The sequence below is a fragment of the Flavobacteriales bacterium genome (assembly GCA_016715895.1).
Taxonomy (GTDB): domain Bacteria; phylum Bacteroidota; class Bacteroidia; order Flavobacteriales_F; family PHOS-HE28; genus PHOS-HE28.
In genome coordinates this window covers 1002565-1015633 of record JADJXH010000004.1, presented here as the reverse complement: position 1 = coordinate 1015633, position 13069 = coordinate 1002565, and the positions used below count along the sequence as shown (strand labels likewise).

Below are 13069 nucleotides of genomic sequence, written 5' to 3'. Positions count from 1 at the left end.
CCCACTGCCGCGGCTATTGCAGGTCGTCGTCGGTGATGACCCCATCGCCGGCATAGCGCCCGTCCTGGTACATCTCGATGCGCACCAGCTTCCCGTTCGCATCGTAGCGGTACCGCTTGCCGTCGTAGAGCCGGCCGGCCTTGAACATGCCCACTTGGGACAGGCGCAACTGCCTGTCATACAATGTGTTGTATCCGTTCTCGCGGAAGGTCACCGCGTTGGGGCGCTCCTCGGCGCCCACGGCAGGGGCCACCTTGCCGACCGGCTCAGGGGCCACGGCGGCGTCGCGGTGCACCGGCTTGATGTACTTGCTGTTGGCGGCATTGATGACGCCCCCATCGAACTCGGCCACCTGCTGCAGGTCGCCGTTGGCGTAGTACCGCTTCAAGGTCCCATCCTCCCTGCCCTGCTCGATGTTCACCGACACGGCCAGCTGTCCGTTCTCGTGGTAGTACTTCTGCTGGCCGTCCCGTGTGCCGTACTGATCGAAGACGAACTCCTGGGCCAGTTCGCCGTTGGGATGCCATCGCTTGAACGCACCGGTGTTGCGGTCCAGGTCCCAGTTGCCCTGCTCCTCGGCCTTGCCGCTGGGGAAATAGGTCTTGTAGGGGCCCTTTGGCCGGCCCAGGTGGTAGGTGATCTCGCTCATCACCTTGCCGTTGGGCCAGTAGCGCACCCAGGTCCCGGTGCGCTTGCCGTTCAGGTAGCTGCCCTCCTCGATCAGCTGGCCGTCCGTGTATCCGGAGCGCCCCTCCTGCGGGGCCAGCAGCCGCCAGGGCCCTGTGCGCCGGCCCTGCGCGTCGACCTGATTGATGGCGGTCGTGGCCGGCCCGTTGGCCTGCGCGCGACCCACTGCGGAAGGGATCGCGCAGAGGACCAGGACAATGAGGATCAGGGCACGGAACATGGCGGGGCCCGTTCGGGACGCCCGCTATACGCCGCTGATGGTCCGGGGGTTTCGATCGCCTCCTCAGCCCACGCGCCCCTTGAGGTTGGCCATCATGTCGTCCACCATGGCCTTCAGGTCGTAGTGCGGTTTCCAGCCCCAATCGGCGCGGGCGGCGCTGTCGTCGATGCTGCGGGGCCAGCTGTCGGCGATGGCCTGCCGATGGTCCGGGGCATAGGCCATGGTGAAGCCCGGGATATGCCGGCGCACCTCGGCGGCGATCTGTTCGGGGTTGAAGCTGAAGCCGGCCAGGTTGTAGCTGGTGCGCACCTTCACCTGCTCCGCCGGGGCCTCCATGAGGTCGATGGTGGCGCGGATGGCGTCGGGCATGTACATCATCGGCAGGGTGCTCTCCGGGCCGAGGAAGCTGGTGTAGGTGCCGTGCTTGATGGCCTCGTGGAAGATGTGCACCGCATAGTCCGTGGTGCCGCCACCGGGCGCGCTCTTCCAGCCGATGAGGCCGGGGTAGCGGATGCTCCGCACGTCCACCCCGTAGCGCTGGTGGTAGTACTGGCACCAGCCCTCGCCGGCCAGCTTGCTGATGCCGTACACCGTGGTGGGCTCGGTCACCGTGCGCTGGGGCGTGCCGTCCTTGGGTGTGGTGGGCCCGAACACGGCGATGCTGCTGGGCCAGTACACCCGTCTCAACTTGCCCTCGCGCGCCAGTTCGAGCACGATGAAGAGGCCCTCCATGTTCAGCTTCCAGGCGAAGGCGGGGTCCTTCTCGGCGGTTGCGCTCAGCAGGGCGGCGAGGAGGTAGACCTCCGTGATGCCGTGCTTGTCGATGATGCGCTCGATGCCGCGGCGGTCCATGGCGTCCACCATGGCGAAGGGGCCGTCCTGCTTTACTTGTGGCTCCTTGATGTCGGAGGCCACCACGTTCTCACTGCCGAAGCGGGCCCGCAGGCCTTCAACCAGCTCGGTGCCGATCTGGCCCGAACTGCCGATCACCAGGATCCTCTTGGACATGCGTGCCCGCTGGAATTGGAGTTGGACGGCGAATCTAGTCGTGTTCGCGCTCCCGGTCGATGCCAGCGGCCGTACCCCGCCCACGGGGGTGTCCCAGCGCCATACCACCTGTGGACCGCAGGGGGCGAACGCGAACGAGCATCCTTCGTGTGAAGGATGCCCGTTGCGCGATCACCCGTGGTCCTAGGACTTCTCGCAGGTGCAGGTGCCCCCGTAAATAGCTGCCTGGTCTTCGCACGCCCGCTGATTGGAATCGCGGACGTCCTTGTTCCCACACGCTTTGCCTTCGTAGGTGGTCGTTCCGTTGTTCACGACCCTGCAGGTCTCGCACCTCCTGCAGGAGGCCAGGGAGGCCGTCAATACCGCCACTGCGGCGATCAGCTTGAACGTGTTCATGGTAAAGGTCCGGTGTTGGTGTTGTGGGCAAGCTAGGGGATCCACCTTGAACCCCGATCAGCGGATGGCGCACGCCCTGCGATCGTCCTTCCCAGGCGGCACGCCCATTCACACTGTCCCCGCCCACCCGTCCGCCGGGCCCGTGGACGCGCCAGCGGGTCTGGTGCGACGGGCGGGTCCGTACTTTCGCGGTACCGTCGCGCCCGAAGGCCCGGCGCACGTCCCGTGGATCCGCACCGCCTCCGCAACCTGCACCGTCCGGATGTCCTCCGCGCCCGCCTGGAGCACGAACGTGCGCCACGCACCACCCTCTCCTTCTATCGCTACGTGAGGCTGGCGGAGGTGGAGGACCTCCGCAACGACCTCTACATGGAATGGGAGGCCCTGGGCGTGCTGGGCCGCGTGTACATCGCCCCGGAAGGCATCAACGCACAGGTGAGCGTGCCCACGACCGACCTGGAGCGGTTCCGCACAGCGCTGGATGCACGCCCGGCGTTCGCGCACGTGCCGTGGAAGATCGCGGTCGAAGATGACGGCAGGAGTTTCCTGAAGCTGATCGTGCGGGTGAAGAAGAAGATCGTGGCCGACGGTCTGGTCGACGATGCCTTCGATGTGACCAACGTCGGCGAGCACCTGGATGCCGCCACCTTCAACCGGAAGATGGAGGAAGGCGCCCTGGTGATCGACATGCGCAACAACTACGAGTGCCTCATCGGGCATTTCGAGGGCGCCTACCTTCCCAAGGCCGACAACTTCCGCGGGGCCCTCGAGGAGGTGGTGGAGATGCTGCGCCAGCAGGATCCGCCAACGCCGAACGATGGCACCCGTACCGTCAACCCACTGGGTCGACCCGCTACGGAGCCCGAGATCCTGTTGTACTGCACCGGCGGCATCCGCTGCGAGAAGGCCAGTGCCTACCTCAAGCATCAAGGCTTCACCAAGGTGAGCCAATTGCACGGCGGCATCATCGACTACGCGCGCCAGCTGAAGGCCGAAGGCCTGAAAAGCAAGTACCTCGGCCAGAACTTCGTGTTCGACGAGCGGCTGGCCGAGCGCATCACAGACGATGTGGTGAGCACCTGCATGCAGTGCGGCACCCCCAGCGACCGCATCACCAACTGCCACGAGGCCACCTGCAACCTGCTGCTGGTGCAATGTGAAGCGTGCGCAACGAAATACGCCGACTGCTGCTCCCCCAGCTGCCGCGAGATCCACCAGCTGCCGATCGAAGCTCAGCGCGCCTGGCGCAAGGGCCGCAGTACCCGCAGCACGAAGACCAAGGCCATCAACGACCCCGAAGGCCTGCGCCGCCGCATCCGCGAAGAGGAGGAGCTGCTCGCGCTGAACGGCACGCTGCATCCGGAGTTGAGCAAGATCAGCTCCAACGCCACGCAAGCTTCCTAACGTCGCATCCATGAACTCAGGCGACTGGTCGTTAGTGAATGGTGAATGGGCAGCCGCCCGCTCTGCCATTCACCATTGACCATTCGCCATTCACCCGCATTCAGCACATGCCCATCTACCACAGCCTCGGCAAGATCCCGCACAAGCGGCACACCGTGTTCAAGAACGGCAAGGACCGCATCTACTACGAGCAGCTCTTCGGCACCATCGGCTTCGATGGCATGAGCTCCCTGCTCTACCACATCCACCGCCCCACGCAGGTGAAGGCCCTCGGCAAGCCCAAGGACCTCACGCCCAAGATCGCCGTGGAGAAGAACATGCGCTCCCTGCGCCTGCACGGCTTCAAGGCCAGGCCCGAGAAGGACCACCTCGTAGCGCGCAAGCCCATCCTGGTGAACAGCGACGTGGCCATCGTGCTCGCCGCCCCGCAGGCGAAGAGCGTGGACTACTTCTACAAGAACACCGACTGCGACGAGGTCATCTTCATCCACAAGGGCAGCGGCACGCTCCGCACCTTCCTCGGCAACATCGATTTCAAGTACGGCGACTACCTGGTGATCCCCCGCGGGATGATCTACACCCTGGAGTTCAAGGACAGTGACAACCGACTCTTCATCGTGGAGAGCCACCGGCCGGTGTACACGCCGAAGCGCTACCGCAACTGGTTCGGCCAGCTGCTGGAGCACTCGCCCTACTGCGAGCGCGACATCCGCCGCCCGAAGAAGCTGGAGACCATCGACAAGAAGGGCGACTTCGTCATCAAGGTGAAGAAGCAGGGCCTGCTGCACGAGCTCGTCTACGCCACGCACCCCTTCGACGTGGTGGGCTGGGACGGCTACAACTACCCCTACGCCTTCAGCATCCACGACTTCGAGCCCCTTACCGGCCGCGTGCACCAGCCGCCTCCCGTGCACCAGACCTTCGAGACGGACGCCTTCGTGATCTGCAGCTTCGTGCCCCGCCTGTACGACTACCACCCGCAGGCCATCCCCGCACCTTACAACCACAGCAACATCGACGCGGACGAGGTGCTCTACTACGTGGACGGTGAGTTCATGAGCCGCAACGACATCGGTCCCGGCCACATCAGTTTGCACCCCGCCGGCATCCCCCACGGCCCGCACCCCGGCGCCATGGAGCGCAGCATCGGCCAGAAGGAGACCAACGAGCTTGCCGTGATGGTGGACACCTTCCGACCGTTGATGGTGACGGAGGAGGCGCTGAAGATCGACGATGGGAAGTATTGGAAGAGCTGGTTGGAGTGAATTGTTAGGGCGTGCCCCTCGCAAAGCCTCGGGTCGCGCTCTTCCGTCCAAGTCCTCGCCGGATTACCGGTTCCGGGCTTTCCCGTTCGATTGCTCACGCGAAATGCACAGATCTAGATTTGAAGGGCATGACCTCTTATTCTGATGCAGCAGACCTGCCCGAACTCGACCCGACGAACACAGAGTTCAACCAGGCGCTTGACTTCGTCAGGCATACCAATCGACTTGTCTATCTAACTGGTAAGGCCGGCACAGGTAAGACAACCTTCCTGAAGCATCTCAAAGCCACATCGAAGAAGAATGTTGTGATACTCGCCCCAACGGGCGTTGCTGCAATCAACGCAGGAGGAGAGACTATTCACTCGTTCTTTCAGATCCGTCCGAGCCTGTACGTGCCTAACGACCCACGCCTACGAGAAAAGCCTCGAGAAGGCGACACGGATCAGTCTACCATCTACGACCACTTTCGGTATCGCAGCGAGAAGCAAGAGATCCTACGTGGATTGGATCTGTTGGTCATTGATGAGGTTTCGATGGTCCGTTGTGACTTACTGGATGTTGTCGATCGGCTCCTGCGAGTATTCCGGGGCAGGCGGGATATACCCTTCGGTGGAGTACAAACGGTGTTGATCGGGGATGCGTTCCAATTGCCGCCAGTGGCGAAGCAAGAGGATTGGAATGTCCTCGGACAGTTCTATTCCAGCCCCTTCTTCTTTAGCTCCGAGGTGCTTAAGGCACACAAGCCCATCTATATCGAGTTGAAGAAGATCTATCGGCAGAAGGAGGAGGATTTCATTACGCTACTCAACCGAGTGCGCGTGAGCGAGGTCAGCCAACCTGAAATGATTGCTCTCAACGCCCGCTTAGATCCATCGTTTGAGCCCGAGCCTAGCGAGGGTTATATCACCTTAGGAACACATAACGCCCAAGTTGATGCGATCAATGAGGCGAAACTTGTGGCCATTGAAACTCCGCTCTTCGAATTCAAAGCCGATATCCAAGGAGACTTCCCAGAGAGATCCTATCCAACAGACTCGACGCTTCGCCTCAAAGTAGGAGCACAGGTCATGTTCCTGAGGAACAACAAGGATGCAGGCGTCTACAACGGCAGCATTGGCCGCATTACCGAACTTGATGACAATCGTGTGGTGGTCGTCATGCCAGATGAGAAGGTTCTCGTCGCTCAAAAATATGTATGGCGGAACATCAGGTACACATGGGATAAGGAAGCTCATCGTGTAAGGGAAGAGGAGCTTGGAACGTTCACGCAGTATCCGTTGCGCCTTGCTTGGGCCATCACCGTCCACAAGAGCCAAGGGCTCACGTTCGAGAAGGTCATCGCGGATATCGGTTCCGCCTTTGCCTCGGGGCAGGTCTATGTGGCGCTAAGTCGTTGCACCTCGTTCAACGGCTTGGTACTGAAGAGCCGAATTGATCGCTCGGCCATCAAAACGGATCGGGATGTGATCCAGTTCGCAGAACAGGAAACGCCTGCGACGCTCATTGTCGAAGAACTGAACTCTGGCAGAGCAGATAGCTTCTATCGGTCAGCACGTGATGCCTTTAGATCCGGGCGACTCGCGGAGGCTTACGAGCACTTGCTGACTGCCCTGAAGTATCGGAACGATGTAAGTACGGATCTGTTCAAGCGGTACTTCCAAGTGCACACGAAGCGACTCACTTCATGGTCCGTTCGATACCATAACGTCGATATTCGTCTACAGGAGAGCTTGGCTCAAGCGCTCGTGCTTACGGATAGTTTGAACGAACAGCTTGACGCGAATGAGGAACTGAATCAGGAGATTGAAGAGCTGACGAGTCTGAATACTGACCTAAAGGCCAGACTTGCGAAAACCGAGGCTCTGCTCTGGGCGTCTGAGGGGAGAGAGCAGGAACAGCAGTCCCTGCTGGGCATCCTAAGGTCCAAGGTGAAAAGGCTGGACGACAACTTGACCTCAACTCAGGTACAAGTGACCGTTCATGAGAAAGACGGTAGGGAGAAGTCCAGGAAGATCGCCGAGCAGGAACAGGAAATTCAAAGGCTGAGGAGCCTTTCGTGGTGGGACAAGTTGCGAGGAGCGAGATAGCCGAGCATCTACCTACCTTCGCTACATGCATTTGAACGAGCAGACATTGGTGCAACTGAGAACCTATTTCGCGGGTCAGCCCGTGAAGCAGGCTTTCCTGTTCGGTTTCTTCGCACGCGGCGCAGCCGATGACCGCAGCGACGTGGACATCCTCGTGGAACTGGACCACACCCGTCCGATCGGTTTGCACTTCATCCAAATGGGCCTCGATCTGGAAGCCTTGCTTTCCCGGTCCGTGGACCTGGTGACGACCAAAGGCCTGAGCCCGCACGTGAAGCCTTACGTGGACCGCGACAAGCAACTGATCCATGCGCGCGGCTGAGGCTGACCGTGCCCGTATTCCAGCCCGATCGGCCTAACTTCGGGGCATGTCCACGGCAGACTTCTTCCTCAAGGTCAATTCCCTGCCTGCTGATCTGCGCAAGGAGTTGATGGACTTCTTGGAGTTCCTGCTTCAACGGAAGAAGCAGCCAACTGAGTCACCCCGGCGCGGCGGTGTACCAGGTTTGGCCAAGGGCCGTATCGTGGGCGCCGACGACTTCGACGCGCCCTTGGACGAATAGCTTTGCTGAACGCATCGCTTGCGCTGTACCTTAGCACTATGTCCAGCGCAGACCTCTTCGTGAAGCTGAACTCCCTGCCAGAGGATCTGAGGAAGCAGGTGCTCGACTACATCGAGTTCCTGCTAACACGAAGGCAGCGGCCTGAGCCGCCCAAGAAGAAGCGTGTGGCGGGGCTGATGAAAGGCCAGATCCACATGGCGGACGACTTCGATGCGCCGCTGGACGACTTCAAGGAGTACATGGAATGAGCGTGTTGCTCGACACGCATGTGCTGCTCTGGTTCCAGTCGTTGGATAAGCGCCTGTCCCGCGAGTTGCGCGAGCGCATTGAAACAGCCGACGAGGATTTCTACATCAGCCACGTGACCTTCTGGGAGATCGCGATCAAGACCTCGATCGGCAAGCTTACCCTGGACCGTGATCTGGCATCCACCTACCGCTTGGTCCATGAAGCCGGGTTTCTCGTCCTTCCGCTCCGTGAAGAGCATTTCCTAGCTGCTTCGCCGCTACCCCTCCACCACCGCGATCCCTTCGACCGGATGCTGATCGCCCAGGCGAAAACCGAGGGCATGCACCTGCTCACGGCGGATCCGCATTTCGCAGCTTATGGGGTGCCGGTGATCGCTGCCTGACCGGTATTCGCCTGACGAACTGAAACGGAACGCCCTGACCCGGTGATCCCCCTGCGACCCCTTCAGGGTCGAATGCCTCCTTGGTGGAACGAGTGCAAATGGCTGCGACCCCTCCGGGGTCGAATGCCTGACCCCTATGTCTTGGTGTCCTACGCGGCGCATTGCCGACGTGAGACATCCGCCTGACCCCGAAGGGGTCACAGCCATTAGAAGAATGCCCCCATGCCACCACGACCCCGGAGGGGTCGCAGGCGGTGTTCCGCGTGAGGGATGGAAGCGACAGCCCGCCGCAGGGTTGGGCGAGCAGCGCACGGAGCGAGGAGGCCCGAGGCACGAGGGACCCCGCAGCCCGATGCGATGCCGTACAACGCAAGGTGGCTACAGCGAACAGCCCGGCCCGAGGCGCACTCGGCCGAGGGGCACGCCTTCTGACCAGCATTCCACACGATACCTGTGGCTCCTTACAGATCTCACTCCCTGGCCAGCACCCGCAATCGCTCCATCAACACCGCCGTCCGCTCCGTGGCGATCTGCGGCGAGAGATGTCCGGCGATGGCTTCGCGGGCTGCGGGATCCTTCAACAAGGCTTGGGCCTCGCGCCTTAGGTAGTCACGGATCTCTGCCGGAGCTGTGGCCACTTCCTCTTCCAACCGCAAGCGGGCATCAAGGATGAACACGATGTCCTCGAGATCCTTGCTGGTGCGCAGGTCCCGGCCACGGCCTTTGTGCGCCTCGAACTTGGTGCCCAGGAAGTAGGGTACGGTGAGCACGGCCAGCCTGCTCCCATCGGGCAGGGCCATGCGCACTGCATGCCGCATACCCGGCAGGTACCAGCGGTTGGTCGGCATCAGCGCAGGCACATCGGTGGGCATGATGTCCACCGTGACACCATGAAAGCGGTAGCGGCAGTTGACCATTTCCTCCGGCGTATGGTGGAAGCCGAGTTGCGCGAGGCGCTGCTCCAGTTGCGCATAGGCCGCATAGCCCGCCACTTCGATCACCAGGTCGATGTCCGACGTTGGGCGCGGCGTATCAGCGCCGGGATCGTCGGCGTAGAGGCTGACCACCGCCCCGCCCACGAAGACCACTTGATCGCGCAGGTCCTTCAAGCCCTCGGCCACGAACTGCAGGGCCTGGACGTTCACGGCGTCGCGCATCACTTCAGGCGTTTGGCGAGCTCCTTCTCGGCTTCGGCACGTTCGCGGGTGCGGCCGGTGCGCAGCGCATCGGCGAGCGCGAGCAGTTCATGCAGCGCGGGGTCGGCAAGTGCAGCGGCAGGGGCACCGGGGTACAGCGGCGCTATGGCTTGACCCTGTCGATCGCCCTTGGCATACGGCCACACGTAGGCTTCGTCCGTAAGGAACTTCGCGCGCAGCGGCGGGGCCGCGTGCGCCGTGGGCACACCCCGCACCACCCCGCCGGGCCGTACCGGGAACACATAGGGCAGCCCGTGCTTGAGGAACTCCAGCAGCGCAGCGCGCGCCACGTGGCGCTTGGTGCCATCCACCAGCCCGGCCATGGCCGAACGCTTCAGTGAATTGCTGACCTCGGCAGGGCTCAGGTGCAGCGCCTGCGCCAGGTCGATGCCGCGCCACTCGCTGTTGCCCACGGCCACGATCTTGAGCAACAGCGCCACATCCTGCGGCCGCATTCCCTTGTGCGCATCCATGATTTGTGATTCATGAATCGCAAATCTAACCGATCTGGCGGACCTCGCAAGCCGGCACGCCCTGCTGACCAACATCAACTTCCACCCCCGAAAAAGCCCGAACTTCGCGGAACCTGAATCCGAACGACCATGTCCACCGGTTTGAAAGACGTCGATTACGGCCTGGAGAAGATCATGAAGGAGGCCGAGGACTTCCTTCCCCTCTGGGGCACGGACTACGTGGAGCTCTACGTGGGCAACGCCAAGCAGAGCGCGCACTACTACAAGACCGCCTGGGGCTTCCAGAGCGTGGCCTACGCCGGCCTGGAGACGGGCGTAAAGGACCGCACCAGCTACGTGCTGCAGCAGGACAAGATCCGCCTGGTGCTCACCACCCCGATGACGCCCGAGAGCCCGATCAACGACCACATCCGCAAGCACGGCGACGGCGTGAAGGTGATCGCCCTGTGGGTGCCCGACGCGAAGAAGGCCTGGGAGGAGACCACCAAGCGCGGCGCCAAGAGCTTCATGGAGCCCGTGCGCGAGGAGGATGAGCACGGCTACGTGGTGCGCAGCGGCATCCACACCTACGGGGAGACGGTGCACATCTTCGTGGAGCGCAACGAGTACAAGGGGCCCTTCATGCCCGGCTACAAGGCGTGGAAGAGCCACTACAACCCGCCGCCCACCGGCCTGAAGTTCATCGACCACATGGTGGGCAACGTGGGCTGGGGCGAGATGAACAAATGGGTGGAGTTCTACGCCAAGGTGATGGGCTTCGCGCAGCTGGTGAGCTTCGACGACAAGGACATCAGCACCGAGTACACCGCGCTGATGAGCAAGGTGATGAGCAACGGCAACGGCCGCATCAAGTTCCCGATCAACGAGCCGGCCGAGGGCAAGAAGAAGAGCCAGATCGAGGAGTACATCGAGTTCTACAACGGCGCGGGCGTGCAGCACATCGCGGTGGCCACCAACAACATCATCGAAACGGTGAGCGCGTTGAAGGACCGCGGCGTGGAGTTCCTCTACGTGCCCCCCACCTACTACGACGATGTGCTGGACCGCGTGGGCGAGATCGACGAGGACCTGGCGGTGCTGAAGGAGCACGGCGTGCTGGTGGACCGCGACGACGAGGGCTATCTGCTGCAGCTGTTCACCAAGCCGGTGCTGGACCGCCCCACGATGTTCTTCGAGATCATCCAGCGCAAGGGCGCCAAGAGCTTCGGCAAGGGCAACTTCAAGGCACTGTTCGAGGCGATCGAAAGAGAACAGGAGAACCGAGGCACACTTTGACCCGCCTTCTTCGCCTTGGCGAAGCCGCTTCGGCGTAGCAAGGCGCTGAAGCTCCGGCGGACAAAGGCAGGCGAACCGGGGGACGCTCTAAGGCAAGGATGTCGCGCAGTATTCACTTCACCCATTAGAACCTCAAGGGCCTTTCCAAGAAGGAGCTTGACGAACAGTGCGCGGACCCCGACTCGGACCAGCGGCAATTGGGTCGGAAGTCCGAGCTGAAGAAGCGGATCAAGCGATCGCGCAGGCAGGAATGAGCCAGGGCATGGGCCACTTCAAGTTCCTGTTCGTGCCGATGGCCCTGGGTTGGTCGACCTGTGCCACAGCGCAAACGGTCTACGAGAAGGTGCTGGCGGACACCGTGGGGCAGTACAGTTCTGTGGTGTCCGTGGTGGCGAAAGGGACCGGTGGCGCGGTGCTCCTTGCGGAATACGTGAACTGGCCGGACACAGTGGACTCGGGATTCCGTCTGTTCGAGGTGGACGACATGGGCGAGGTGATCTGGAGCCATGCCATCACATTTCCTTCCCTGGGTTGGCCGGGCGGCCATGAGCCCTACCTGACGACCCGCGGACGGTCGCGCGCCTTGGTGGCACGGAACGATGGGAGCGGATACACCTTCGTGGGCAAGGCTCCGTCCGTGCAAGGGCGCGGGCTGCTGGTGTCCACGGACCTGGCCGGAGCGGTGACCTGGTCCGCCACGACCGAAGTGGTTCCGAACGGCATCGCGCAGGCGGCCAATGGCGACGTTCTTGTCTATGGCTGGGATTCACTGCAGTCCTTCTCGACCCGGGTGGAGCGGTACGATCCGAGCGGTGCCCTGCTCTGGTCGCAACTGAACCCGGTCGCGTTCGGGCCGGCGTGGTCCGGTGCGGCGACCCTGAATGACGAGCTGCTGATCTTCCATGGCTTCGGGCTGGAGCGACGGCTCTCGCAGTTGGACGCATCGGGGAACCCGACCGCGACCATCACGAACCTGCCACCCGTCACTGACCTGGCCGCGGGCCCGGCAGGCGACCACTTCCTGGCGAGCACATCGCTGGGCAACGCGCCTTACAGCCACTTCATCCAACGGGTCAATGCACCGTTCAACCTGCTGCCGATCGAAGTGGTGGTCCAGGGCCTTCCCACGCAGGAGCGCATCCGGTCCATGGTGGTCGATGCCGGCGGCCATTTCCTCTTGACCGGATCACGGCGCACACCGGGGAACGACTCGGACCGCATCGTGATGTACGAGGTGGATGCGAACTACCAACTGGTCCGGACCCTGCTGCTCGATCCCGGCGAACTGGGCACGCATCCCACGTGGAGCAGCGCGGGGCATTGCCTGACCGTATGCCCGGACGGCGGGGTGGTCCTGGGGGGCATTGCGGACGATGACGACGCCGGGAACCAGTTCGCGACCGGGTACTACGCGAAGATCATGGATACGACATCGCTCTCGATCAACGCTTCCGGAGGAACAACGAGCCTCGGGATCGCACCGAACCCGAGCGATGGTCGAACCTCGATCATCGTTCCAAGCGATGCCCCCTGGGGCTGCTCCCTGGAGGTGCGTGACGCCGTGGGACGGGTGGTCCATCGAACGGCATCGCACCGCGGTGCGCAGGTCCTGGACCTGTCCCATCTCGCGAAAGGCATCTACCCCGTTGCGCTGATCACGCGCTCAGGCCGGCTCCTCAACAGCGGCCGCATCGTGATCCCGTAGGTGGCATCCGTTCTTCCCTGGGGGTGCGCGGATCGCATCCTCCCGCCGGATATCCTCGTCCCGCACCAGCCGGAAGCGTTCCCACGTTGGCACCAGCACCTACAAGGCCCTGTTCGAGGCGATGGCGGAAGCAGGAGAACCGGGGAACGTTCCAGCCCG

Annotated in this window: 14 protein-coding genes; 9 read left to right on the top strand and 5 right to left on the bottom strand. The window is 62.4% G+C overall.

Annotation, left to right across the window (positions count from 1 at the left end):
* Positions 1 to 13 precede the first annotated feature (13 nt).
* The 3 genes from IPM49_12960 to IPM49_12950 form a co-directional block, all read right to left on the bottom strand.
* Positions 14 to 907 carry a toxin-antitoxin system YwqK family antitoxin gene (locus tag IPM49_12960; GenBank protein MBK9275429.1) on the bottom strand — a complete coding sequence of 298 codons (894 nt, stop codon included), beginning with the start codon at positions 905 to 907 and terminating at the stop codon, positions 14 to 16.
* Between the two features lie 63 nt (positions 908 to 970).
* Positions 971 to 1915, bottom strand: a complete 945-nt coding sequence (locus IPM49_12955) for an NAD-dependent epimerase/dehydratase family protein (GenBank protein MBK9275428.1) — start codon at positions 1913 to 1915, stop codon at positions 971 to 973.
* A 183-nt stretch (positions 1916 to 2098) separates the two neighbouring features.
* Positions 2099 to 2311 carry a hypothetical protein gene (locus IPM49_12950; GenBank protein ID MBK9275427.1) on the bottom strand — a complete coding sequence of 71 codons (213 nt, stop codon included), beginning with the start codon at positions 2309 to 2311 and terminating at the stop codon, positions 2099 to 2101.
* Between the two features lie 225 nt (positions 2312 to 2536).
* Here IPM49_12950 and IPM49_12945 point away from each other — a divergent pair, with 225 nt between their 5' ends.
* From IPM49_12945 to IPM49_12915, 7 genes are all read left to right on the top strand, one after another.
* Complete coding sequence (locus tag IPM49_12945) at positions 2537 to 3715, top strand: rhodanese domain-containing protein (protein MBK9275426.1); 1179 nt, start codon at positions 2537 to 2539, stop codon at positions 3713 to 3715.
* A gap of 107 nt (positions 3716 to 3822) precedes the next feature.
* A complete protein-coding gene (locus tag IPM49_12940) occupies positions 3823 to 4980 on the top strand; it encodes a homogentisate 1,2-dioxygenase (protein ID MBK9275425.1) in 1158 nt (385 codons plus the stop codon).
* A 128-nt stretch (positions 4981 to 5108) separates the two neighbouring features.
* Complete coding sequence (locus IPM49_12935) at positions 5109 to 7067, top strand: AAA family ATPase (GenBank protein ID MBK9275424.1); 1959 nt, start codon at positions 5109 to 5111, stop codon at positions 7065 to 7067.
* A gap of 25 nt (positions 7068 to 7092) precedes the next feature.
* Positions 7093 to 7389 (top strand): nucleotidyltransferase domain-containing protein, encoded by a 297-nt coding sequence (locus IPM49_12930; GenBank protein MBK9275423.1) that lies wholly within the window; start codon positions 7093 to 7095, stop codon positions 7387 to 7389.
* Positions 7390 to 7435: 46 nt separating this feature from the next.
* Positions 7436 to 7630: a DUF2281 domain-containing protein gene (locus IPM49_12925; protein MBK9275422.1), complete on the top strand. Its 195-nt coding sequence runs from the start codon at positions 7436 to 7438 to the stop codon at positions 7628 to 7630.
* A gap of 38 nt (positions 7631 to 7668) precedes the next feature.
* Positions 7669 to 7878 (top strand): DUF2281 domain-containing protein, encoded by a 210-nt coding sequence (locus IPM49_12920; GenBank protein MBK9275421.1) that lies wholly within the window; start codon positions 7669 to 7671, stop codon positions 7876 to 7878.
* On the top strand, positions 7875 to 8261 hold the full coding sequence (locus IPM49_12915; protein MBK9275420.1) for a type II toxin-antitoxin system VapC family toxin: 387 nt from the start codon (positions 7875 to 7877) through the stop codon (positions 8259 to 8261). Before IPM49_12920 ends, IPM49_12915 begins: the two co-directional genes overlap by 4 nt.
* A gap of 470 nt (positions 8262 to 8731) precedes the next feature.
* Here IPM49_12915 and IPM49_12910 read toward each other — a convergent pair whose 3' ends face one another.
* Both IPM49_12910 and IPM49_12905 read right to left on the bottom strand, forming a co-directional pair.
* Positions 8732 to 9418, bottom strand: coding sequence for a nucleotidyl transferase AbiEii/AbiGii toxin family protein (locus IPM49_12910; protein ID MBK9275419.1), 687 nt, complete (start codon positions 9416 to 9418; stop codon positions 8732 to 8734).
* Positions 9418 to 9912, bottom strand: coding sequence for a hypothetical protein (locus IPM49_12905; protein MBK9275418.1), 495 nt, complete (start codon positions 9910 to 9912; stop codon positions 9418 to 9420). The genes IPM49_12910 and IPM49_12905 overlap by 1 nt, the downstream gene beginning before the upstream one ends.
* A 147-nt stretch (positions 9913 to 10059) precedes the next feature.
* Between IPM49_12905 and hppD the strand changes: the two genes are divergently transcribed.
* Complete coding sequence (hppD, locus tag IPM49_12900; GenBank protein ID MBK9275417.1) at positions 10060 to 11205, top strand: 4-hydroxyphenylpyruvate dioxygenase; 1146 nt, start codon at positions 10060 to 10062, stop codon at positions 11203 to 11205.
* A 250-nt stretch (positions 11206 to 11455) separates the two neighbouring features.
* Positions 11456 to 12910, top strand: coding sequence for a T9SS type A sorting domain-containing protein (locus IPM49_12895; protein ID MBK9275416.1), 1455 nt, complete (start codon positions 11456 to 11458; stop codon positions 12908 to 12910).
* Positions 12911 to 13069: the final 159 nt, after the last annotated feature.

What these genes read in the sequence shown, in the direction of transcription:
- IPM49_12935 (MBK9275424.1), top strand. Translation starts at nt 5,109, where the DNA reads ATGACCTCTTATTCTGATGCAGCAGACCTGCCCGAACTCGACCCGACG.
- IPM49_12950 (MBK9275427.1), bottom strand. Translation starts at nt 2,311, where the DNA reads ATGAACACGTTCAAGCTGATCGCCGCAGTGGCGGTATTGACGGCCTCC.
- IPM49_12910 (MBK9275419.1), bottom strand. Translation starts at nt 9,418, where the DNA reads ATGCGCGACGCCGTGAACGTCCAGGCCCTGCAGTTCGTGGCCGAGGGC.
- hppD (MBK9275417.1), top strand. Translation starts at nt 10,060, where the DNA reads ATGTCCACCGGTTTGAAAGACGTCGATTACGGCCTGGAGAAGATCATG.
- IPM49_12960 (MBK9275429.1), bottom strand. Translation starts at nt 907, where the DNA reads ATGTTCCGTGCCCTGATCCTCATTGTCCTGGTCCTCTGCGCGATCCCT.
- IPM49_12920 (MBK9275421.1), top strand. Translation starts at nt 7,669, where the DNA reads ATGTCCAGCGCAGACCTCTTCGTGAAGCTGAACTCCCTGCCAGAGGAT.
- IPM49_12940 (MBK9275425.1), top strand. Translation starts at nt 3,823, where the DNA reads ATGCCCATCTACCACAGCCTCGGCAAGATCCCGCACAAGCGGCACACC.
- IPM49_12915 (MBK9275420.1), top strand. Translation starts at nt 7,875, where the DNA reads ATGAGCGTGTTGCTCGACACGCATGTGCTGCTCTGGTTCCAGTCGTTG.
- IPM49_12955 (MBK9275428.1), bottom strand. Translation starts at nt 1,915, where the DNA reads ATGTCCAAGAGGATCCTGGTGATCGGCAGTTCGGGCCAGATCGGCACC.
- IPM49_12925 (MBK9275422.1), top strand. Translation starts at nt 7,436, where the DNA reads ATGTCCACGGCAGACTTCTTCCTCAAGGTCAATTCCCTGCCTGCTGAT.
- IPM49_12930 (MBK9275423.1), top strand. Translation starts at nt 7,093, where the DNA reads ATGCATTTGAACGAGCAGACATTGGTGCAACTGAGAACCTATTTCGCG.
- IPM49_12905 (MBK9275418.1), bottom strand. Translation starts at nt 9,912, where the DNA reads ATGCGGCCGCAGGATGTGGCGCTGTTGCTCAAGATCGTGGCCGTGGGC.
- IPM49_12895 (MBK9275416.1), top strand. Translation starts at nt 11,456, where the DNA reads ATGAGCCAGGGCATGGGCCACTTCAAGTTCCTGTTCGTGCCGATGGCC.